This window comes from Proteus sp. NMG38-2, from assembly GCF_020640995.1.
Classification (GTDB): Bacteria; Pseudomonadota; Gammaproteobacteria; order Enterobacterales; family Enterobacteriaceae; genus Proteus.
In genome coordinates, this window is sequence record NZ_CP085481.1 from 2,041,429 (window position 1) to 2,064,140 (window position 22,712).

A 22,712-nucleotide genomic window follows, 5' to 3' on the forward strand; every position below is an offset into this window, starting at 1 on the left:
AATTTTTTAATAAGAAAAATAAAATAGAGAGATGGTTAAAGAAATTGATAACAATATTGCAAAATAAAAGATTAAAGGAAGTGGCAATTTATCATCAATACCCCAATAGATAAGTAACACACGTATGACCAAAGCCCCTAATAAGCCAATAAATGTACATAACATCCAATATGGGAAATAGGCGCCTAACATACTAATAAAAGGAGAATGGCCTCGAGAACAACCTGATAACAGCAATATCATTATGCTCAAGCTAGTAATACGATAATATTTTTTTATTATATCCAAGGTAATACACTCGTCATTTTTCGATAAATTTTATGGTCCGTTTTCAACACGATAGTGTTTTTATTTATAGTATTTAATCAATGAATTAATCTAAAACATCCCATCAAATAGATGTTAGATGTTTTTTATCTATCAATCTATAGCCTTATCTTAAATTTTTTTATTGAAAGAAGGACTCCATTTTCAAATATGACTGTAATTATGGGCGTTACATGATTTTAAGAGTATAGTAGCTAATCTTTCAGCCCGACTAGATATTACAATTTTTATTATGGAATCAGTGTTTTCTGCTCAAAATATTCGACATATTCTTGCTACTAACACACCTATTATTGATGTGCGTGCGCCTATTGAATTTAATCAAGGTTCGATCCCTAATGCGGTTAATTTGCCTTTAATGAATGATGAAGAGCGCGCGGCCGTGGGAACTTGTTATAAACAACAAGGCTCACAAAAAGCAGTTGATTTAGGACATCAATTGGTTAGTGGTGAAATTCGTGATAACCGTATCGCAGCTTGGCGTGAAGCTTGTGAGCAATTTCCAAATGGTTATATTTGCTGTGCTCGTGGAGGAATGCGTTCTCATATCGTTCAGCAATGGCTTAAAGAAATCGGTATAGATTATCCATTAATTGAAGGTGGATATAAGGCGTTAAGACAGACTGTTATTGAAATGACCAATGAATTAGTTCAGCGCCCTATTATCCTTATTGGTGGATGTACTGGTAATGGAAAAACGACATTAGTGCGTTCATTACCTGAAGGTATTGATCTTGAAGGTATTGCCCATCATCGAGGCTCTTCTTTTGGCCGTACTGTTGAAGATCAATTTCCTCAAGCGACATTTGAAAACCATCTTGGTATTGAAATGTTGAAAAAATCACAAAAATACCCGAGATGGGTGCTTGAGGATGAAGGTCGTGCTATTGGGGCTAATGGATTACCTGAATGTTTGCGAGCAAAAATGGCCGAGGCATCAATCGTTGTTGTTGATGATCCCTTAGAGCGACGTATTGAGCGTTTAAAAGCGGAGTATTTTGATCGTATGACTCATGATTTTTTAGAGATATATGGCGAAGATAAAGGCTGGCAAGCTTATAGCGATTATTTACATCATGGTTTATTTGCTATCCGTCGTCGATTGGGATCTCAACGCGCTGCGGAATTAACACAATTACTCGATAATGCTTTAGAAATACAAAAAAAAGAAGCTAATACTGAAGCACACTTTACTTGGTTAACTCCTTTACTGAAAGAGTATTACGATCCTATGTATCGTTATCAATTAAGCAAAAAGGCAGATAAAATTATTTACCAAGGAAGTTACGAAGAAGTCATGCAGTGGTTTAAAAACTAATAAATAGCTAAGATTTTCTCTATTAAATACGGACACCAAAGAAAAGCCTCATAAATTTATATTATGGGGCTTTTCTAGTTTACTTGGTCAAGTTTTAGTTTGATATAACCATAACCCTAAGATTATCATTAAACCAAAGAAAAAAGGCACAGCTAAAGATAGCTCTAAGAAAATAAATCGATTAATGTTGATCCCCTGTCCTCTATTTGAGAATTGCAAAGCTAAAGGCAAAGCACATAACCCAGACAGAAAGCCGATCCCAACTAAACGATATAATTTAATACGGTTTTCTTTTTGTGTTAGATGGTCTTGTTTACGCTGGTATTGAATGTATTTCCAACACAAATAAAGTAGCCCTAATACCGAGCCTAAATGTTGTAACAATTTATAAATCGCAATCTCTTGGCTATCGGTCATTCCTTGTAATAACTGTGCTTGTAGTACAGAAAAAAATCTGACGGCAGTTCCTGTTTCATGGGTAAATGAATCCCATACAATATGCGTTACTGCGCCAATATACAGGGATAAAACAAATAGACTCAATGTCCGAAGATTGAATTTTAGAGGATCATATAAAGGTATGGGCGATACACATTTTAATGGATTTCTGAATAAGTAATTTAAGATAAAAACGAAGATACAAAAAGGAAATGCAGTATAAAACCAACCTAATAAATCATGTGCCGTTGTTGCTGATTGATATAAACCAAAAGAATAGAGTAAATCCGGTGAAGTGCTTCCTACAATTAATGCAGGTAAATTAAGGTATTTACCTATTCGAGACTGTTTTATAGGGAAAACAATGGAAGGATGTGAAAAAGTCCACGGCATAGAAATATCTCTACAAAATAAAGTGAATAACAAAATAAGCATGAGTATATCAGCAGGTGAGTTAAGCTTTATCTGATATCACTGTGATCTGATGGATTAATAAAAAGCCCTCTTATTAATGCAAATTAATGCAAAAAACGCCACTAATGGTGAGAACATTAATGGCGTTAGATGATGGGTTATTGATTATTTACACACTATTTTTTTGTAGAGATATCAATAATTCGTTCTTCTTTAGGCATGTTGATAGTGACTTTTTGCTTAATATATTCAATTACTGCTGTAGCCGCACTAGTATTAGGAATATCTTTAGCATTTCTACCCTGAGTGAAGGCTGTAAAACCATCTCCGCCTCTCGCTAAGAATGAATTAGCAATAATTGGATAGTAAGTATTATCTTCAACACGTTTTCCATTGATAGAAACTGAAACAACACGTTCATTTACAGGTTTAGTACTGTCATATTTCATTTCAAAACCACTAGATGCCTGTAATACACCATTAGTTAAATTTGCAGAGTGGTTCATTAAATCCCGTAAGTCTTTACCGCTTAACTCCATGTAAGTTAAATCATCTGGGAATGGGAACATACTAATAATATCCCCGATCGTAATATCTCCTTTATGGATCTCGTTACGAATGCCACCACTATTAACAAAAGCAACTTGTGCTCGATTATCTGTGACTAAAAAAGCATCAGTAATTAAATTACCAATTTCAGAAGACTCACCATAAGAACGTGTTAGTTCATTCTGAGTATTGCCAATTTTTTGTTGTGCAATTTCATCTAATTTTTTAGTCCATGTTTCTATTTTTTTCTGTGTATCCGGATCAGGCTTGTGTTCATCAGCAAAGATATTAACTAACTCGCCTTTATAGTTATCAATTTTTTTAGTTTTGTCGTTTATATCTAACACCAATTTTCCAACGTTAATGCCATAAGCATCCGTAGAAACAATCAGCGTGTTGTTTACTTTAATAGGCTCTGGTGTACCCACATGGGCATGACCAGTAATTAAAATATCTAGTCCTTTTACTTGTTGTGCTAATTCAATATCTTTTTGTAGCATACGAGCGATATCAGCTGAGCCGAAACTAGATTGTCTTGCTGGAACGCCTTCATGAACGAGTAATACGGTTATATCAACTTTTCCTTTCAGTTCATTAAGATATTTATTAAGGTATTCAACTTCATCTCTTGCTTCAACACCCTCTCGTTTATCTTTATTAACCGTGTCATAGAAAGCAAACTTACCATGCAATCCAATTACACCAAATTTCACGCCTTCTTTTTCTATTATAATATACGGTTTATCCCAGACAGCTTTGCCGTTATCTTGATAGAAAACATTGCCTAAAAGTACAGGGAATGTTGCTTTTTTAAGTTGAGTCACCATGTTTTCTACACCGTGGTCGAATTCATGATTACCCACAGAAGCCGCATCAAAAGACATCTCGTTCATGATATCGATGATGGCTTCACCTTGGGTTAAAGTACTTAAATAAGGTCCTGTAAAATAATCGCCAGCATCAAGAAATAAAACGCCTGGATTATTTTTTTTAGCATCTTTAACAATGGTCGCAATATTTGCAAACCCACCGACTAATCTATCTTTACTAACATAAGGTGCTTTAAAAGGAACGGCATTCGCGTGTAAATCGTTAGTATGATAAATAGTAATTTCTTGAGCGAATACGGAAGAACTTCCTAATAAAGCGCCAATTAACAGAGGTAATATAAGAACGGGCTTATTCATAATAATATCCTGTAATAATAAAAATACTGAAATAACTTGGTTGATGTTCGGTATTCAGTTAATAACACCTGACTTGTTAAAAGTATGATAATTATCACAGTGCGTTAGCATTACGTGTAGTTGAATTATGTTATTATCATTTCGTGTTGGTTTTTCGTGATAAGAGCTGATGAAAATAGTAAAAGAAATTAATGTTAATGTATGTAAAACAGAGAGTTGTGAGCATTTTTCTGAAGTTGTAGAAAATGCCTATGTGATCCCGTCTTTTAAATTAGGTTTTCCTGCCGTTTATTGTAATTGTTGTGGTGGTAGTAGTGTATTAATTAATAATGAAGATATAAAGGAATTATTAAATCCTTATATTGATTTCTTTAATTTAAATATTAATGAACACTGTCCAAATTGTGATTCATCAGAAAAAATACATTATGGAAAAACTGCAAAAGGAACAGTGCGTTATCAATGCAAAAAGTGTAATTCTGTTTTTTCTCTTAAAAATAATATAGATTTAAAACATCTTTATAATAAGATAATTGATCTCCTTATTTTACAAACACAAACACCTAGTTATATTATCAAGAGTTTAAATATTACCCCAGCTCTGTTTTATCGAAAATTAGAGACTATTGAACAATTGATAGAAATAAAAACACGAAAATATGAACAATCTTTGAATAAAAATAAAACCTATAATTTACAAACAAATGTATTTACTTTGAATTGTCGAAATAATACAAAAAAAGGCTTTTCAAATGAACTTTTTGGAATGGTAACCTGTTGTTCTAAAACAGGTTATGTTTTTATTTCGAGTGTCAATTGGAGTGAAATATTAGTGAGCTCTGATAGTCAATATCATAACAACACTAAAAAAGAGACATTAGATAATACTCAAGGTGTATTACTCGATAATATTATTATGCGATATGAGCAAATAAATAGTAGGAAAAGTTTCGGTCAAATTCAATACACAGAAAAAATTTGCTCTGAGCATATTATTGAACCTGTTGTTTTATCACATTTTCACTTTCTTAAATTAAAGTTTATTCTCCCAATAAGTATTAAACACCATTTTATTTATCATGATAGTTTTATCCGTGGTGGGTGTATGGTTGCCTATGGCAAAGAAATAAAGCAAAGAATATCTAACCTTTATTATGTGGTTTCAACGGGAACTCGCTTAACACCAGATTTTACTTATAAAGGAAGTTATACGCTGGGTTGGTGGAATAATAAATGGTATGAGTTTATATCTCAAGATAATCGAGAGTTATTCTACCTATGTAATTTGGGGTTAAATAAAACAGATGACGTTAGTTTTTATACTAAAATTTCCCCTTCTCTTGATTACAGCCATCTATTTATTCAATCATTTAAAGATAAATTTCCTGATGTGTTTTTAAGAAAGCTATCGCCTAGTACAGTAAATATATTATTGTCTATTTATAGCTTTTATTATAATTATTGCCTTTCCAATGAGAGTAAAACACCAGCACAAAAAATAGAACTAATAAAAGAGAAGATAACGATAAAGTCACTGTTTAATTAAAATAAAAATATCTTATTAAAAGTGTTTATAAGGTATTTTTATATCAGCTAATTTATCTATTTTTGATGACTATTTTTCTTAATAGCAATGTGGCACATATAGCCATAATAAAATTGAAAATCATACTAAAATTAAATGCAATCTTATATTGCTCAATCATATTTGTTGAAAGTGTGTGACTAAGACTAAATTGTAAAATAATTGAAACACAAGTTGCTCCTATAGCTGCGCCAACTTGTTGTAATGTTGCAGTTAATCCTGAAGCGATACCAACAAATTCGGATTTAACTTTTGTTAATACTAAATTAAGCATGGGTGTCATTATCATGCCTTGTGTAAAGCCAACTAAGAATAGGAATGGGATCACAAGAGAGCTATTTTCTGGCGATATTAGATAATAAATACCTCCAATTAAAAAGAGATAGCTTAAAGCATAACAAACAGCTCCCCAATAAATAATCTGCTCACCAAACTTTCTTATCCATTTAGGTGTTAATAATGATGAAAGAACAAAACCTATACTTGATGGAACAAAAATTAATCCAGAATCGAGAACAGAACGTTTAAATCCACTTTGTAATAATATCGACATCATCATAGGGAAAGCCGATGATGTTGCATATACACAAACAACAATTCCGATCCCAATTACATAAGGGCGATTAGTAAATAAAATAAGATCAAAAAGCGGTTGTTTTCCTTGCTGTTTTAATCGATTTTCATTGTAAATAAACAGTGTTAACAATATTAGTCCGAAAAGAAAAAGTAACGTACTATGTAATTTCCACTCCCAGATAGGTAACATTAATAAAGGAAGTAATGTGAACGTTATACTTAAAGCAGATAAAACAACACCGCCAATATCTAATCTTATATAATCTAGAGTCTCACTTTGCGTTAAATAGTGAGAAAGTGCCAATGCAATAATACCAATGATAAGATTAATTAAAAAAATAGTACGCCACTCAAGCCCAAAAATATTTAACGATATTAAAAGCCCTCCTAATGCTTGCCCTGCTATTGCTGCTAATCCTAATGTCATTCCTAATAAACCAAATACTTTTTTAGCTTGTATATCATCAAAATTGAGGCGAATACTTGAGTAAACTTGGGGGAACAATAACGCTGCGGTTAATCCTTGCAGACAACGAGCAATAACAAGACTGACTGCATTAGGAGAAACTGCACACAATACAGATGTTAAAGTGAAACCAAACATACCAATGCGATAAAGGGTACGACGGCCGTAAATATCACCGAGTCGCCCTCCTGTAATTAATAATAAACCAAAGGCTAATTCGTATCCTACGATAATTAATGTGAGTTCTGTTAGTGTTGCATTGAGCGTTTGTTCAATATTCACGATAGCGACATTGACGACAAATAAATCAAATATTGTGACAAATCCTGCTAATAGCAGAACAAATAAGGCGATGCGTTGTTGGGTATTCATTTTTTTGTCTCAATGATTAAAGAAATGAGACTATAATGAGTTATTTATCCTGATACAATTTAACCATTTATACTATTACTAAAAGCAATAGGCTATGACTGAAAGAAAACGAACTCGTCCTGAATTAGCTGATTTTTTACGAACTAAAAGGCAAAGTATTTTACCTGAAACCGTGGGATTACCTGGTACTGGGCGTCGCCGTACACCAGGATTACGTCGTGAGGAAGTTGCAGCACTCTCTGGCGTTGGGTTAACTTGGTATACATGGCTTGAACAAGGAAGAGATATTGGCGTATCTAGCCAATTTTTAGATAGTTTAGCCACCGCTTTACGCTTAAATAGTGCAGAAAGGCAGCACCTTTATTTGTTATCGCATATGAGAGAGCCGACAGAAACAGGAATAACAGAACATCAGGTTCCTGAAACTATTTTGCGGATTTTGGCTGACTTTCCACAAGAATATCTCTGTTATGTTTTAAATCTACATTGGGATGTATTGGCTTATAATCAAAAAGCAGATACTTATTTTCATTTTTCAGATTATAGTGCCGAAAATCGTAATTATCTTTATTTGTTGTTTATGGATCCCCGTTACAAAACGCGTATTGATGATTGGGAAAATATTGCGGAGAGATTATTGGCAAGCTTTCGTCGTGACCATGCAAGAACAAAGAATGATCCCAATATTCGTAAATTAATTGCCTCGTTAAATTGTTCATCACCTGAATTTAAGAGAATGTGGGAAAAACATGAGATATATCCCCCTTGTGATGGTGTAAGAACCTTAAACTTTGATAATAAAAAAGAGTATTATGAATACACATCATTAGCGTTTGATTTGGAAAAATATAATCGGATTTTAGTGTATATCCCTAAGAAGGCGTGATTATTCTTGATAATGAGATAAATATATTATTTCCAAAATGGAAATTAGAGATTGCTTTTTTGTCATTAGGTTTCAGTTTCTTTGACGACTAAAATGCCTCTTCATTAGAATAATTGAGGTGGCTGGATGACAAAATATATCCTTTTTAGCTTTTGTTTAGTGTTGATTTACCCTCTTGGTGTGGACTTACATTTAACGGGCTTAACGGCAATTGCAAATGATTTAAACGCATCGGAAGTGACATTACATCAAGCTTTTTCAATTTATTTAATGGGCATGGTTTCATCCATGTTAGTTGCAGGATGGTGTAGTGATAATTTAGGTCGTAAACCTGTTGTATTGCTTGGAACCGTTATTTTCTTATTGGCATCATTTGGTGCTGGAGTTTCGGTAACGGAAAATAACTTTTTGATCGCACGCTTCTTCCAAGGTATTGGCGCTGGATTTTGTTATGTTGTTACTTTTGCGATATTGCGAGATACATTAGCCGAAAAACAACGTGCTAAAGTTCTTTCTATGATAAATGGCATTACTTGTATTATTCCTGTAGTAGCGCCTGTTTTAGGTTTTCTGATCTTATTAAAATTTAAATGGCCAGTCATGTTTTATGCCATGGCAATCTATGCATCATTAATCTTTATTTATTGTTTTTTTGTAATAAAAGAAACCAAACCAAAACAGTTGGCCAAAAGTAAAAATAAAACGACCACTATCACCGATGAATCTTTCTTAAATAGCTTCTTTTTAAGTCGTTTGCTTATTTCATGTTTGGGGATGAGCGTGATCCTGACTTATGTTAATATCTCTCCAATCGTGATTATGCAGCAAATGCATTACAGCACTGGGCAGTATTCAACAGCAATCACATTGCTTTCGATGGTTAGTATGGCCACTTCGTTTATGATGCCGAAAATATTAACAAAACTTCGTTATGAAACCATTTTATATACTGGTTTATCGGGTTTTTTAGGTGCGGCTATTTTTCTTTTTATCGGAAAAAACAGTGATCCTCGCTGGTTCTTTGTCTCATTTTCATTATGTGGCGCGGGGTTTGCGTTACTATTTGGTATTATAATGAGTCAAGCTCTCTCTCCATTTAGTCAGCGAGCTGGACTCGCCAGTTCGATTTTAGGGATTTCGCAATTGAGTTTTGCATCTCTCTATATCTGGACTATGGGATGGTTAGGAATATCTGCAATTAATATGCTGATTGTTATATTGTTTGCAAGTAGCTTTATTGGTTTTACCTTTTTGCATCTCTTTCGTTCTTCAGGACAACAACAAAAGGTGAATTGTGATGCATAAGCCATTACATCGAATAGATTTGAATTTATTAGTTATTTTTCAAATTCTTTTACAAGAGCGTAGTGTCACATTGACTGCAAAATGGTTGTCTGTTTCACCTTCTGCGGTGAGTAAAGCATTGGCTAAATTACGCGTTTGGTTTGATGATCCCCTTTTCGTTCGTAGCCCTCAGGGATTAATTCCGACACCTTTGACATTAAGTATTGAAGAATCTCTTTCTGATTTTATTAATATTGGTAACCATATCGCGGGCAAGCAAAATAGCGAAACGCCTAAAGGTGTTCATTTCAGTTTAATATTAGAATCTCCTTTACATCAGGTGTTACTAAATCAATTTCCTTTAGAAATATTGAATTATTATCCTCAATCAATGGTGAAAATACGAAATTGGGAATATAACTCACTCTCGAGCATTATTGACGGTGATGCTGATATTGCTTTTTTAGGTCGTGAATATTATTCGGGCTCTAAAGAAGCATTACATCTATTACCTGATGTTATCGATTGTGAAGAGCTTTTTCGTGATACACCATTAGTTTATGTGCGAAAAGATCATCCGTTATTAAAAGAGCCTTGGAATTTAGAGACATTTTTGCGCTATTCTCACATCTCAACAGAATATGATAAACGGCCTCATTGGGCATTAGATGATATTTTGGCAGAGCATGGACGTTTACGTAATATTGCCATAACTTACACGTCATTTGAGCAAACTTTATTTATGATTTCTCAACCTAATCATGAGCTTATTACTTGTTTGCCCGGATATTGTGTACATTATCTCTCTAGAGCTTTACCTAATTTAGTGACATTACCTTTACCACTGCCACACAGTGTTTCTGAACAGCTTGATATCTCATTTATTTTGCTGTGGCATAAACGCCATGCGTACAACTCTAAAATATTGTGGTTAAGAGAAACTATCAAAAATAGTGTCAATCAATTTATGCAGAAAAATGGCCATTAAAAATTTTACTGCTATTTATTTGGTTTCTTCTGTGTTTACTGAAAATTATGAGCGGGATTAAGATTATTTTTAATAAAAATTTTATCCCGTTTTTTTAATTAGATAAAGTATAGTGCTATCTAAATTTTCTCTTAATCTTTCTTAAATTTTATCTATGATAATAAGAGGTAAACTTATATTGATACTTTAATTAGTGATTAAAAAAAGAAAATATGATGGATATCAGTTTAAAACCTATCACTTTAGATAATTATGAAGAAATTAGTTTACTTGAAGTGGAAGAATATCAAGAAGACTATATTGCTTCTAATATGTGGTCTTTAGTTGAAGCAGCTTATAACGAGAACTATGTCGTCAGAGGTATTTATTTATCAGATAAACCAGTTGGTTTCTTTATGTGGGTAAAAGAAAGCCCATATAAAATTGCTATCTGGCGTTTTATGATAGACAAAGCACACCAAAATAAAGGGTTAGGTAGAGAAGCCCTACACATCGCTTTAAATGAAATTAAGCAAGATAAAACAATCAATGAAATTGAAATTTGTTATAACCCATTAAATCCAGTAGCTAAAACATTCTATAGCTCTTTCGGTTTTAAAGAGACTGGTATGGATAAAGATGGGGATGATATGTTAGCAGTAATAAAAATAACACAATGAAAAATATAAAATTGATCTCTTTAAAATAGAAAAAGGTGCAATTGCACCCCCTTCTATTTTTATCAACCTGAAATGACGTAATTATAGCCCCATAACTTGTCTATTTTTAGGATAAGAAAGCGTATAATTTAATGGTAAGGATTTTTCTTGTTTTGCCTCTAGTGTGATATTCCACTCTATTTCACCTGTATCTTTATCAAGTACGCCATCTTTATAAACGGCATCTGCTACATTGATATTGTTTTCTTGACTAAGTGGTAGCTGATCGTAAATAGTGACTTTTACAGGAGAGTTATAAGTGTTTCTTACTTTAATGGTATAACTCTCTTTTTGTTCAATCGTGGTACCAATAAAGATAGGCTCTTTTCTTATTTTCTCATTGTTAATACGGCTAATTTGAATGTTTTTGTCTATCCCCATCGGAATATTAAGTAACTCTTCAAGTTCATTTGTATTAATATAGCTATTACCCACAAAGCTATTCATATAGTAGATATTTGCACGACCATTAAGTAAGTTTAAATTTTCCCAATCTTTAATTTCAGCTTGTAAATAAACTTCTTCTACTAATTTCGGTGTGGCTAAATAGCGATAATCAGCGGTGACTTCTTTTTGGTTAATGACCAATGTGTTAGGCTCGGTGCTATTTTTTAAGGTGTAAGGTAACGCGATAGCATGGCTTAAATTAATTCCATTATTATTCGTCGTAACATATCGAGTCACTCCTTTGTTTATTTGTTTTTCTCGAGTTAGGTCTGAAACATTTTCTTCCATAACTGCGACTGGTGCAGGCATCGCCATTCTCATACTGTCTTTTCTAAATTTTGAATTATCATTATAAAGAGATAAATACCAAGGTGATAATGTTGGTGCAGTGATATTAAGTGATGGATTAGTGGATGTTAAAACCAGTTTTACTTTATCCCAATTTAGGCCTGTATTTTGAATAACATCCGCCTTATAGGTGAGTAATATCGGCTTATCCATTCCTTGACTTCGAATATCGTAAGCAGGTGACCATCCAGCATCTGGTGTTATATAAGAAATACGCATCTTACTAGTTAGATTTTTTGACGTGCCTAAAGATAAAACAATTTGTGTTTTCTCTTCAGCAATAATTGGCATATCAATTTCTAATTGTCGGTTTAATTCTTCTAATTGTTCTGTTAATTTAGCAATTTCTTCACGCGCCATTTTTTGTTGATTTAAAATAGAAGTCATTCTTTGACTAATAAAATCAAATTTTTGTGATGATTGCTCTAATGTTTGCGTTTCACCATTACCAAAAAAGGATTGATCTTTCAGTAAAATAATTTGTTCATCACCAACGCTAATGTTGATGTTTAATACTTCAATTTGTTTATTAATCTCTTTTTGTTTATCCATTAATGTCGTAATGGTGGCTGGGTAACTAGGGGCAATAGGAATTTTTTTAACGTTAATGGTGTTAATAATCACATCTTCATTATCAATACTAATTGATAAGCTTCTAGGATCAATATTGTTTGCAACATTAGACAAAACAACGTCACTCTGCCCCGCAGGTAAGTTGAGAGTGACGTTATTTTCAAGTTCAGCACCCCGTAAAAAAATTGTTGCTTGATTGAGTTTTATATCATAATTAAGTGGTTTAGTGGGATCTACGGAATTGATTTCATTAGCAAAAGCACTAGTTGTACTAATAATAGATAATGTAATAAGCGATAACGTTAATTTATTGGGTTTAATCATCATTTTCATTCTATCCATAGTTGATGAGCAGTATTGTAAGAACCGCAAAATAGAGATGCACTGTTGCACAAGTATATTTAGATAGTATTGCATCTCTAATAAATTAGATAACAGAATAAACTTAAAGATCTAATAATGTGAGGATAAAAAACAATAGATAAAACAATATGTTATTGTTTTAAATTAAATGAATGTTTGAATAATAAGGATTATCTTAATGATGGCGAGATATTTAGCTTTTATTTGCTTTATATCGTCTTGTTTAGATAGAAATAAGATAAATATTTCAATAAAACTAAATAAAGGCAGTTTAAAAATAAACTGCCTAGGATAAAGATGTTTGTTATCAATTTTTATTTAACAACTTCACCACTATCAATAACAGTTTTGCGTACTTTATCAGAGAAATCTTGTGCCTCTTTAATAATCGCTTTCTCATCAACGGTTAATAGTTGGCGATCTTCCATTAAGATTTTGCCATCTACAATGGTATGGCGAACATTACTGCCATTTGCGCCATACACTAATGCTGCATAAGGGCTATACATAGGCACCATATTAGGTGATTTTGTATCAACAACGATAATATCAGCAAGCTTACCTGATTCTAATGAGCCCAATTTATCTTCCATATGCAAGACTTTTGCTGAACCCATAGTTGCTAGCTCTACAACGGTTAAAGGTGGCATTGCCGCGCGGTCTTTATTCTCTAATTTATGGATTTTACCCACAAGATTGAGTTCGTTCATGGTTGTTAGCGTATTACTCGACATTGGACCATCAGTCCCTAAACCGACACGGACACCCTTTTCTAGCATTGCAACGACAGGTGCTACACCTTTCGCTGATTTAGTATTCGCACTGATATTATGAGCAACACCAACATCATATTTTTTCAGTAAATCAATATCTTTTTCATCAACCATAATTGCGTGTGCTGCAATAACTTTGTTATTTAACGCCCCAATATCGGCCATATATTGAACAGGGCTTTTACCACCTGTACGTTTGGCTATTTCTTCTTGTTCACGGTCTGTTTCGGCTAAATGGATCATAACAGGAACATCAAGTTCTATTGATAATTTAGCTATTTTCTGAAGGTTTTCAGTGGTATTTGTATAAGGAGCATGTGGTGCAAATGCTGGGATAATGCGAGGGTGATCTTTATATTCTTTAATAAAATTTACCGCATATTGAATACCTTCTTCTGGTGTTTTCGCATCTGCAACAGGGAAATTAATAACAGATTCTCCTAATACCGCACGATTACCCATTTTATCAACCGTTTTAGCAACTTCATCTTCAAAATAATACATATCAACATAAGTCGTTACTCCCCCCTTTACCATTTCGATATTGGCAAGGTTAGCGCCAACTCTGACCATTTCGCGAGAAACCATTTTGCTTTCAAGTGGGAAAATATAACGGTGAAGTCTGTCTGGGACATCATCGGCTAATGAACGAAATACCGTCATCGAACCATGTGTATGGGTATTAATTAAACCCGGCATCACAATATCACCATCAACATCTAATACTTTATTGGCTTGATATTCTTTAGAAAGCTCAGGGCCACCAACGGCAATAATTTTATTTTCTTTTACGACAACAGTACCTTGTTCAATGATTTTATTTTGCTGATCCATAGTTAGAACAGTACCATCAACAATCATCAAATCAGCCTGTTTTGCCGCGTAACTAGAAAAGGAGACTGCCATGACAGCCAAAGCAAGCATAGATTTAGAAAATGACATCATTACCTCTCGTCTTGATGGGAAAATTTTTCTAAGATTATAGATAAATTCATCAGCTTTTGATATCAACCGAAAGTGAATGAGATCACCGAATAAATAATTAATCGAAGTTATTATCGCGCTCGGTGTCTAAATTTCTTGCAGTTAGTCTTATCAATCAAGGAGTGGTTTAATGAGTAAAACGTTGCAACCTGGTGAAAATACATCACTAAGTGAAAATAAAGGACAAGTTAAAGTCTCTCATGCAGTAGGCGATAATCTTGATATTAATCTGACGGCATTTTTAGTAACAGGATCAGGAAAAGTCGTTAATGACGACGATATGGTTTTCTTTAACGCTCCTCATCATGCCTCTGGTGCGGCTTCGTTTATTTCACCGATAACTCAAGGCTCAACGGTTATTCATAGTATTGATTTTGACTTATCTCGTTTACCCGCCAATATTACCAAAATTGCCATTACCTTGACGCAAGATGGAAGTGCTGGCGGTTTTGCTGTTGTTAATCAATTAAAAGCGCAAGTATTGATAAATAATGATGTTATTGAATTAGCACCAAGCCAATTTTCGCAAGAAACGGGCATTATTGTTTTAGAGCTGTATATTCGAAATGGGCAAAATAAAGTACGTGCTGTTTGGCAAGGGTTCGCGTCTGGACTTGCTGGGCTATGCGATCTTTATGGCATTGAAGTTGAAGAGCCTGCCCCAGTTATTGTGCCTGCATCAACACCACCTGTTAATATACAAAAAAGTGTGGTGAAACTGACGAAACCAGATAGTAGCCACCGTGTTTCTTTACTAAAAGGGAGTGATGCACCTAAGCGCATTTTAGTCAGTGCAACATGGATAGATAATGGTGATGGTAAGGATAATGATGATTTAGATCTTCGTGTGGGTATTTTGCGTCCCAATGGTCAAATGTCTATAATTCAAGCGCCAGATAAAAGTGGTGCTTTTAATGCAGATCCTTTTGTTTTCCATACGGGTGATGTGGTCAGTGTTAGTCAAGATCAGCCCGGCTGTGAAACAGTTGAAATAAACCCCGCTATTTCTCAATTAATGGGCGGAAAAGTGGCGTTAGTTTGTAGTGTTTATTCTGCCATTAGTAATGGTTGTGTTTCTGTTGCATCATTAAAACCAACAATGCGTATGGAATATGGTAATCAAATCGTTGAGTGCTCTTGTGAATACAAAAAAGGCTTTTTCAATAATATGATTTACACCTATGTCATTGGTATTATTGAAATCGATCAAGACAGTATTACGTTAAAACCTTCAGGTGTGACATCAAGAGCAGGCAGTGAAGCCACTCCTTGGTTAACACGTATTGGTGATGAACTTAAATTAACGATGGATGGCCCTCATGTTTTTAAAGGAAAGAAACCAAGTATTCTAGGCAAAAAACGTTATGTTTAATTTTATTATAAAAAAGAAATAACTTAGCGTTTGTCCTAAAAAAGGAAAACGGGCAATGATTAAAATGCCCGTTTTTTATTTATTTACTTAAAGAGATGATAACCTGTGAAATTAAGCGCGTCTTTTTTGCTCTAATAGCCACTTGTCTAATTCATTAGCAAAAAGCTGGCGGTCGCGTTGGTTTAGGCTTGCTGGCCCCCCCGTTTGAATACCACTAGCTCTCATCGTATCCATAAAATCACGTATATTTAAGCGTTCACGAATAGTGGCTTCAGTATAACGTTCACCCCTAGGATTTAGAGCAACCGCCCCCTTTTCAATCACTTCAGCCGCTAATGGGATATCTGCGGTGATCACCAAGTCATCTTTATTGGTACGGCGAACAATTTCGTTATCCGCAACATCAAATCCAGCAGAAACTTGTAATGTGCGTAAAAAAGGCGATGCAGGTACGCTTAATCGTTGGTTAGCAACAAAAGTAATGATCATTTTTTCTCTGTCTGCTGCTCGATATAACACTTCTTTGATTACTTTAGGACATGCGTCAGCATCAACCCAAATAGGCATAACAACTCTCTCTTGATTATTCTGTATTAAATATTGCATGGTTAAGGAGGTTAAAATAACACAATAATCCTAACTAAGTGATTGAAGCTTTGCTCTTGCTCGTTTTTCTGATTGCTGATTAACCCAAATACTCACTAATATCACAATCATACCGATAATTTGTAAGCTAGTTAATTGTTGTCCTAATAACGCCCAACCTAAAATAACAGCACTAAGCGGGCTTAAAAATCCTAATGATGCTACAGAGCTTGGCCCTAATAATGCCAGTCCTCTAAACCAGAAAATATAGGTTAATGCTCCACCAATTAACGTTAAATAGGCTAAGCCTAAAAGATTAATCCCCGTTAATGAAGGTAATGCAGGTTCAAATAATAACGCAAAAGGTAATAATACAGCGCCACCAGCAGTTAATTGCCACGCGGTAAACGTTAAAGGAGTAACTGGCGGTTGCCAACGACGACTTAATACAGTACCCGCTGCCATTGATAAGGCGCCACCTAATCCTGCCATTATTCCGATAGGATCAAGTGTTGCATTAGGTGTAAGTATTAATATTGCCACACCTAATATGCCACCTAATGCTGCTGAAATAGAAAGCCATGATAAAGGTGTTTGTAATAACCAACGAGACAAAAATAAGACAATTAAAGGCTGAACTGCTCCTACAGTTGCTGCAACACCACCAGGTAAACGATAAGCAGAAATAAATAATAACCACCAAAATAGTGAGAAATTTAAAATACCCAAAATGATTACGCGTAACCACCATATCCCTTGAGGCAGTTGTCTCATAATTATTAATAATAAAATACCAGCAGGTAATGCACGTAATGCAGCCAATGTCATTGGTACGTTAGCGGGCAACATTTCGGTTGTCACAATATACGTACTTCCCCAAACAATGGGAGCTGAAGCGGTTAATAAAAGCGTTGTGTATCGATTCATAAAGTGACTCAATTTATTTGTCATTGTGATTTATCTTGAGGTCAAGATAAATTGATAATACCTTGACGTCAAGATAAATAATTGACATGATAAATGCATGGACAGAATAGATAGAATTACCGAACAATGGCAACGTGAACGACCTGATCTTGATATTAGCCCAATGGGGTTAATTGGCCGGTTGGGTAATATCACTTTGCATCTTTCCCGCGAAATGGAGAAAGTTTTTTCCCAATTTGGCTTGAATACATCAAGTTTTGATGTGCTTGCCACATTACGACGAGCAGGAAATCCTTATACTCTTTCTCCTGGTGAAATGTTATCAACATTGATGGTTACATCGGGCACAATGACAAACCGTATTGATCAATTAGAAAAAGCAGGCTGGGTTATTCGTAAAGTTAATCCGGAAGATGGTCGTAGCTTTTTAGTTTCTTTAACACCACAAGGTTTGGAATTAATCAATCAAGTTATTGAAGCTCATGTTAATAATCAAAAACGTTTGGTGGCGGGTTTATCACAACAAGAACAGCAAGCATTAAATGCATTACTAAAAGTTTTTCTTAATTCCCTAGAATAATATTTTTCCCCCTATTCTATTTTCTGCAAGATATTTAATAATAAAGGTAAGTACAGAAACTGAGTGTTCTTACTTACCTTCTTTTCTTTGTTTGCTTAAAAACCCTTCTTTTTATGCCGTTTTTGTTTATTTAGGCACCTAATGTGCATGAAGTCACATTTTTACTTTGATTTAAATCAAAGATGTATTCTATTTACTATTTTTAGGTTGCTGAATACCAAAAGTTAAATTATAAAGCGAATGATAATCATTATTGATCTCATTAGGATCTGTAACTATGTGCATTCAATTTAAATCTTGCTTCGTCTTATCTGCTCTAACTCTCTCACTTTCTCAATACGCCATTGCTGAAACGGCGTCACCTAAAGAAGAAACGCTAGTTGTTACTACAACACGTAGTGCTTCCTCTTTATGGAATAGCCCTGCGACCATTCAAGTCATTGATAAAGAATCATTAAGTCAATCAACAGCTTCTTCTATTGCGGATCAATTGCGTGATATTCCTGGTGTTGAAGTGACTGATAATAGCCTCGCGGGCCGTAAACAAATTCGTATTCGTGGCGAATCTTCATCACGTGTACTTTTATTGGTTGATGGGCAAGAAGTCACCTATCAACGAGGTGGTCAAAACTTTGGTGCGGGTATTTTAATTGATGAATCTGCCCTTGAGCGTATTGAGGTGGTTAAAGGTCCCTATTCTGTACTTTATGGTTCACAAGCTATTGGCGGTGTGGTGAATTTAATCACCCAAAAAGGTGGCGATAAGCCCTTTGGTGGCAATGTTAAAGTTGTTTATGACTCAGCAACGATGGGATGGCGTGAGTCTGCGTTAATTTCAGGCACAATAGGTGATTTTGAATACCGTTTTAATGGGAGTTATGCCGATCATGGTGATCGCGATACGCCAGATGGTCGCTTAACTAATACGCATTTTAGAAATAATGGTCAAGGGGCATGGTTAGGCTATAAAGTTGATAAACATAAATTTGGGCTTTCACTTGATCGCTATGATTTATCTACGCAATCTTATTATGCTGATGAAGGCAAATATCAAGAATTTAGCGTTAAAGTACCTAAGCTTGAGCGTGAAAAAATCGGCTTATTTTATGATTATGATATTGATGCTGATTATTTTAAGAAACTTCATATAGATGCTTATACACAGCGAATTGAGCGAAAATTTGAGAACCGCGTTGGTGTCGTTACGCCAACAGGTAGCCCAATGATTGGTAATTTAACTGTTAAAAACCGAACACAGTCGGAGGATACACAGAATACTTATGGAATGACTATGCAGGCAAACTTTACGTTACCTGCAAATAATGAACTCATTTTAGGCGCACAATATCAACAAGATAAAGTAAAACAAACCTCTGCTGGCCAAACATCTTCAAATAGTACAACGGGTTTCCCTCCTGCCGTAAACTATGAAAAACAATCTCTGTTACATAATCGCAGTAAACAAACTAATGCATCTGTTTTTGCCCAAAATGATTGGAAAATAACAGAAGATTGGTCATGGACTGTGGGTGCTAGGCAGTATTGGTTAAAATCAGAATTACAAGATGGTGATGAGACTGTTAACCATAATAAAACAGGCACAAGCTATAAGACATTATCCTCTACATCTGTGAGAGATAACGCTTTTATTATTTCATCCAATCTACGTTATTCCGGATTTAAAGATACTGAATTGCGCCTTGCATTTGCACAAGGTTATGTGTTCCCTACGTTAGTTCAGCAATTTATGAATACAACGGCGGGCGGTGCGGTGACTTATGGCAATCGTGATCTTGAGGCTGAACATTCTAATAACGTGGAATTTGGTGCGCGTTATAAAGGGAATAATTGGTATGTTGATAGCGCCATTTATTATTCTGAAGCAAAAGATTACATCACCTCAGTCGCTTGTGCTGGAGAACGTATTTGTGAAGGAAATAGCAAAACAGGCCGAGCAGATTACTTCTATTATGACAATATCGATCGCGCGAAAACTTATGGTATGGAGGTAATGGCCCAATACCAAGGCTGGTCAATTACACCTTATGTTTCTGCCAATGTGATGCGTCGTCAATTTATTAGCCCAACCCTAAAAACATGGGATACAGGGGAACCTACAGTCACTACACGTATTGGTGCTAAACATCTATTATTACTCAATAATATGAATCTAATGTCAGATTTATATTTAAGATCTGCAACGCAAGCTAAAGATTATAGCAATCCAGAAAATAAACAGCATTACGCTGGCTGGACAACGGTTAATCTTTCACTTAGTAGTGAGTTTGGCCATAACGATCAATATCGTATTAACTTTGATTTAAATAATATTTTAAATAAACGTTATCAAACGGCTCATGAATCTATTCCTGCTGCGGGTATTAATGCGGCAGTTGGCCTGACATGGGCGTTTTAACAATGAAAAAAATATTAATTACTCTCAGTTTATTATTGTTACCTTTTAGCTTAACGGCAAAAGAGAATATAAAAAATGACCGTTGGGTCATTGCGGGTGGTTCTATTGTGGAATTAGTTTATGCCATGGATGCTGGCAATAAGGTTGTTGGTGTTGATGAAACTACCTCTTACCCAGAACAAACTCAGGCATTACCCCATATAGGGTATTGGAAACAATTAAGTGTTGAAGGCATTTTGTCTTTGCGTCCTTCTACTTTTGTAACGTGGGATGATGCTGAGCCGAAAATGGCCTTACGTCAGCTTGCACAGCATAACGTTAAGGTGATTTCTTTACCAAGAACGCCAGCAACCTTTGAGTTAATGCTTCAAAACATCCGCACGTTAGCCGTTTCACTGGATAAGCAGGCACAAGGCGATGCATTAATTGATTCATTACAATCCCGCTTAGACACTATTAAAGCCAAAAACAATCAAATTAAACAGAAAGTAAAAGTGATGTTCTTTCTTTCACCGGGAGGTGGAATTCCTCAAGTTGCAGGGAAAACCAGTGTCGCAGATGCGATCCTTCAATTAGCAGGCGGTGAGAATATCGCAACACACGAGAATTATCGTATCTATAGCGCAGAGGCCATTATTGCCGCTGATCCAGAGTTAATTGTTATTACAACACAAAGCCAGAAAAACCAAACAGGTACAATAAGAGCGTCTGAAGGATTAGCTTCTGTGCCCGGTGTGTCAATGACTCAAGCATGGAAAAATCAACGCATTATCGAAATTGATCAATCCCTTATTTTGGGAATGGGGCCTCGTATTGTGGATGCCGTAGAATTATTGCATCAACAATTTTACCCCGCTGATCTAGTAAACGGTAATAAGGTCGAATAATAAGTAGGAATGATTTAATAATGAAAGAGTCAGTCGCAACACATATTATGCCCCCTTCTACTGAAATTGATCTCACTGCTCATTTCGCTTTAGAAGGTGATAGCCCTTTTCGAGATAGACATGCCACCATGCCATGGCGAGGTTCTGCACCTATTGCGAAAGAAGAACAGCAATCCACATGGCAAGCCTTATTAGAAAGTAAAACACCAGCCTGCAAACGTTTGTTGTATATTCATATTCCTTTTTGTGCGACTCATTGTACGTTTTGTGGATTTTATCAAAATAACTATCACGAAGAAGCCTGTGCACGCTATACCGATGCATTACTGCGTGAGATATCGGCTGAGTCAGATAGTTTACTTTATCAATCAGCACCAATCCATGCGGTTTATTTTGGTGGTGGAACCCCTTCTGCGTTATCAGCTAAAGATCTTTATCGTGTGATCACGCATTTGCGCCAATCCCTCCCTTTAGCGCCAGATTGTGAAATCACCATTGAAGGTCGCGTTTTAAATTTTGATGATAATCGTATTGATGCTTGTTTAGATGCAGGCGCAAACCGTTTTTCTATTGGTATTCAAACCTTTAACAGTAAAATTCGTAAACGAATGGCAAGAACCTCAACGGGTGAAGAAGCAGCCAAATTTATGAAAGGGCTTTGTTTACGCGATCGTGCTGCCGTGGTGTGTGATTTGTTATTTGGATTACCTGGGCAAGATGCGACGAACTGGCAAGAAGATCTCACTATTGCTCATGATATTGGTTTAGATGGTGTCGATCTCTATGCATTGAATTTATTGCCTAATACACCATTAGGTAAAGCGGTTGAAAATCAACGAATTACTGTGCCTTCACCAATACAAAGACGCGATCTTTATCTTCAAGGTTGTGACTTTATGGAAAATGTGGGCTGGCGTCAGATCAGTAATAGCCATTGGGCAAGAACAACCCGTGAGCGCAATCTTTACAACCTATTAATCAAGCAAGGGGCAGATTGCCTAGCTTTTGGTTCTGGTGCTGGTGGCTCAGTGAATGGTTATTCATGGATGATTGAACGTTCACTTGATAATTATTATCAAAAAATCACAGATAACCAAAAGCCCTTAATGATGATGAGTCGTACAACCGATAGTGGTTTTCGTTGGCGTCATGAGTTACAAGCTGGCATTGAGTGCGGACGTGTTGACTTAGCCAAGTTAAGCCCACAAGCGACTTTACTCTCCCCTTTATTAAATCAATGGTATCAAGCGGGTCTTGTTGAAGACGATTTTCTTTGTATGAAATTGACCAATGAAGGTCGATTTTGGGCAAGTAACTTACTGACATCCTTACAGCAATTAATTTTGCAATTAAATACACCTCGTTAATT

General features: G+C 35.3%; 19 protein-coding genes. 11 read left to right on the forward strand and 8 right to left on the reverse strand.

Features of this window, described 5'->3' with window-relative positions:
• Positions 1–6: 6 nt before the first annotated feature.
• Positions 7–243 (reverse strand): YtcA family lipoprotein, encoded by a 237-nt coding sequence (locus LG402_RS09840; RefSeq protein WP_227336871.1) that lies wholly within the window; start codon positions 241–243, stop codon positions 7–9.
• A gap of 316 nt (positions 244–559) precedes the next feature.
• Here LG402_RS09840 and mnmH point away from each other — a divergent pair, with 316 nt between their 5' ends.
• Positions 560–1,645, forward strand: a complete 1,086-nt coding sequence (mnmH, locus tag LG402_RS09845; protein ID WP_227336872.1) for a tRNA 2-selenouridine(34) synthase MnmH — start codon at positions 560–562, stop codon at positions 1,643–1,645.
• An 87-nt stretch (positions 1,646–1,732) separates the two neighbouring features.
• On the opposite strand, the gene LG402_RS09850 is transcribed toward mnmH, so the two are convergent.
• Together LG402_RS09850 and LG402_RS09855 are read right to left on the reverse strand one after the other, a co-directional pair.
• Positions 1,733–2,476 carry a DUF4184 family protein gene (locus LG402_RS09850; RefSeq protein ID WP_227336873.1) on the reverse strand — a complete coding sequence of 248 codons (744 nt, stop codon included), beginning with the start codon at positions 2,474–2,476 and terminating at the stop codon, positions 1,733–1,735.
• Positions 2,477–2,673: 197 nt separating this feature from the next.
• Entirely contained in the window at positions 2,674–4,233 is a 1,560-nt protein-coding gene (locus LG402_RS09855) for a bifunctional metallophosphatase/5'-nucleotidase (protein WP_227336874.1), read from the reverse strand.
• 169 nt (positions 4,234–4,402) lie between these two features.
• Between LG402_RS09855 and LG402_RS09860 the strand changes: the two genes are divergently transcribed.
• Positions 4,403–5,779, forward strand: coding sequence for a hypothetical protein (locus LG402_RS09860; protein WP_227336875.1), 1,377 nt, complete (start codon positions 4,403–4,405; stop codon positions 5,777–5,779).
• Between the two features lie 52 nt (positions 5,780–5,831).
• Here the strand turns inward: LG402_RS09860 and LG402_RS09865 are convergent, their stop codons facing one another.
• A complete protein-coding gene (locus LG402_RS09865; protein ID WP_227336876.1) occupies positions 5,832–7,232 on the reverse strand; it encodes an MFS transporter in 1,401 nt (466 codons plus the stop codon).
• 94 nt (positions 7,233–7,326) lie between these two features.
• Here LG402_RS09865 and LG402_RS09870 point away from each other — a divergent pair, with 94 nt between their 5' ends.
• The 4 genes from LG402_RS09870 to LG402_RS09885 all read left to right on the forward strand — a co-directional run bounded on the left by LG402_RS09870 (position 7,327) and on the right by LG402_RS09885 (position 11,049).
• A complete protein-coding gene (locus LG402_RS09870) occupies positions 7,327–8,118 on the forward strand; it encodes a helix-turn-helix transcriptional regulator (protein ID WP_166541229.1) in 792 nt (263 codons plus the stop codon).
• Between the two features lie 126 nt (positions 8,119–8,244).
• Complete coding sequence (locus tag LG402_RS09875; protein ID WP_227336877.1) at positions 8,245–9,423, forward strand: MFS transporter; 1,179 nt, start codon at positions 8,245–8,247, stop codon at positions 9,421–9,423.
• On the forward strand, positions 9,416–10,390 hold the full coding sequence (gene yidZ / locus LG402_RS09880) for an HTH-type transcriptional regulator YidZ (RefSeq protein WP_166541227.1): 975 nt from the start codon (positions 9,416–9,418) through the stop codon (positions 10,388–10,390). Before LG402_RS09875 ends, yidZ begins: the two co-directional genes overlap by 8 nt.
• Before the next feature lie 215 nt (positions 10,391–10,605).
• Positions 10,606–11,049, forward strand: coding sequence for a GNAT family N-acetyltransferase (locus LG402_RS09885; protein WP_166541226.1), 444 nt, complete (start codon positions 10,606–10,608; stop codon positions 11,047–11,049).
• Between the two features lie 81 nt (positions 11,050–11,130).
• Here LG402_RS09885 and LG402_RS09890 read toward each other — a convergent pair whose 3' ends face one another.
• Together LG402_RS09890 and LG402_RS09895 are read right to left on the reverse strand one after the other, a co-directional pair.
• Positions 11,131–12,783, reverse strand: a complete 1,653-nt coding sequence (locus LG402_RS09890; RefSeq protein WP_162556983.1) for a DUF4139 domain-containing protein — start codon at positions 12,781–12,783, stop codon at positions 11,131–11,133.
• Between the two features lie 350 nt (positions 12,784–13,133).
• Entirely contained in the window at positions 13,134–14,534 is a 1,401-nt protein-coding gene (locus tag LG402_RS09895; RefSeq protein WP_166541225.1) for an amidohydrolase, read from the reverse strand.
• A gap of 172 nt (positions 14,535–14,706) precedes the next feature.
• On the opposite strand from LG402_RS09895, the gene LG402_RS09900 reads away from it, so the two are divergent.
• Positions 14,707–15,948: a TerD family protein gene (locus LG402_RS09900; RefSeq protein WP_166541224.1), complete on the forward strand. Its 1,242-nt coding sequence runs from the start codon at positions 14,707–14,709 to the stop codon at positions 15,946–15,948.
• 111 nt (positions 15,949–16,059) lie between these two features.
• On the opposite strand, the gene LG402_RS09905 is transcribed toward LG402_RS09900, so the two are convergent.
• Together LG402_RS09905 and LG402_RS09910 are read right to left on the reverse strand one after the other, a co-directional pair.
• Positions 16,060–16,515 carry a YaiI/YqxD family protein gene (locus tag LG402_RS09905; protein WP_109408232.1) on the reverse strand — a complete coding sequence of 152 codons (456 nt, stop codon included), beginning with the start codon at positions 16,513–16,515 and terminating at the stop codon, positions 16,060–16,062.
• Positions 16,516–16,584: 69 nt separating this feature from the next.
• Positions 16,585–17,460 (reverse strand): EamA family transporter, encoded by an 876-nt coding sequence (locus LG402_RS09910; RefSeq protein ID WP_227336878.1) that lies wholly within the window; start codon positions 17,458–17,460, stop codon positions 16,585–16,587.
• Between the two features lie 97 nt (positions 17,461–17,557).
• Between LG402_RS09910 and LG402_RS09915 the strand changes: the two genes are divergently transcribed.
• From LG402_RS09915 to hutW, 4 genes are all read left to right on the forward strand, one after another.
• Positions 17,558–18,040 carry a MarR family winged helix-turn-helix transcriptional regulator gene (locus tag LG402_RS09915; protein WP_227336879.1) on the forward strand — a complete coding sequence of 161 codons (483 nt, stop codon included), beginning with the start codon at positions 17,558–17,560 and terminating at the stop codon, positions 18,038–18,040.
• Positions 18,041–18,317: 277 nt separating this feature from the next.
• A complete protein-coding gene (locus LG402_RS09920; RefSeq protein WP_227336880.1) occupies positions 18,318–20,456 on the forward strand; it encodes a TonB-dependent receptor plug domain-containing protein in 2,139 nt (712 codons plus the stop codon).
• A gap of 2 nt (positions 20,457–20,458) precedes the next feature.
• A complete protein-coding gene (locus LG402_RS09925) occupies positions 20,459–21,343 on the forward strand; it encodes a heme/hemin ABC transporter substrate-binding protein (protein ID WP_166541221.1) in 885 nt (294 codons plus the stop codon).
• 20 nt (positions 21,344–21,363) lie between these two features.
• On the forward strand, positions 21,364–22,710 hold the full coding sequence (gene hutW / locus LG402_RS09930) for a heme anaerobic degradation radical SAM methyltransferase ChuW/HutW (protein WP_413685679.1): 1,347 nt from the start codon (positions 21,364–21,366) through the stop codon (positions 22,708–22,710).
• Positions 22,711–22,712: the final 2 nt, after the last annotated feature.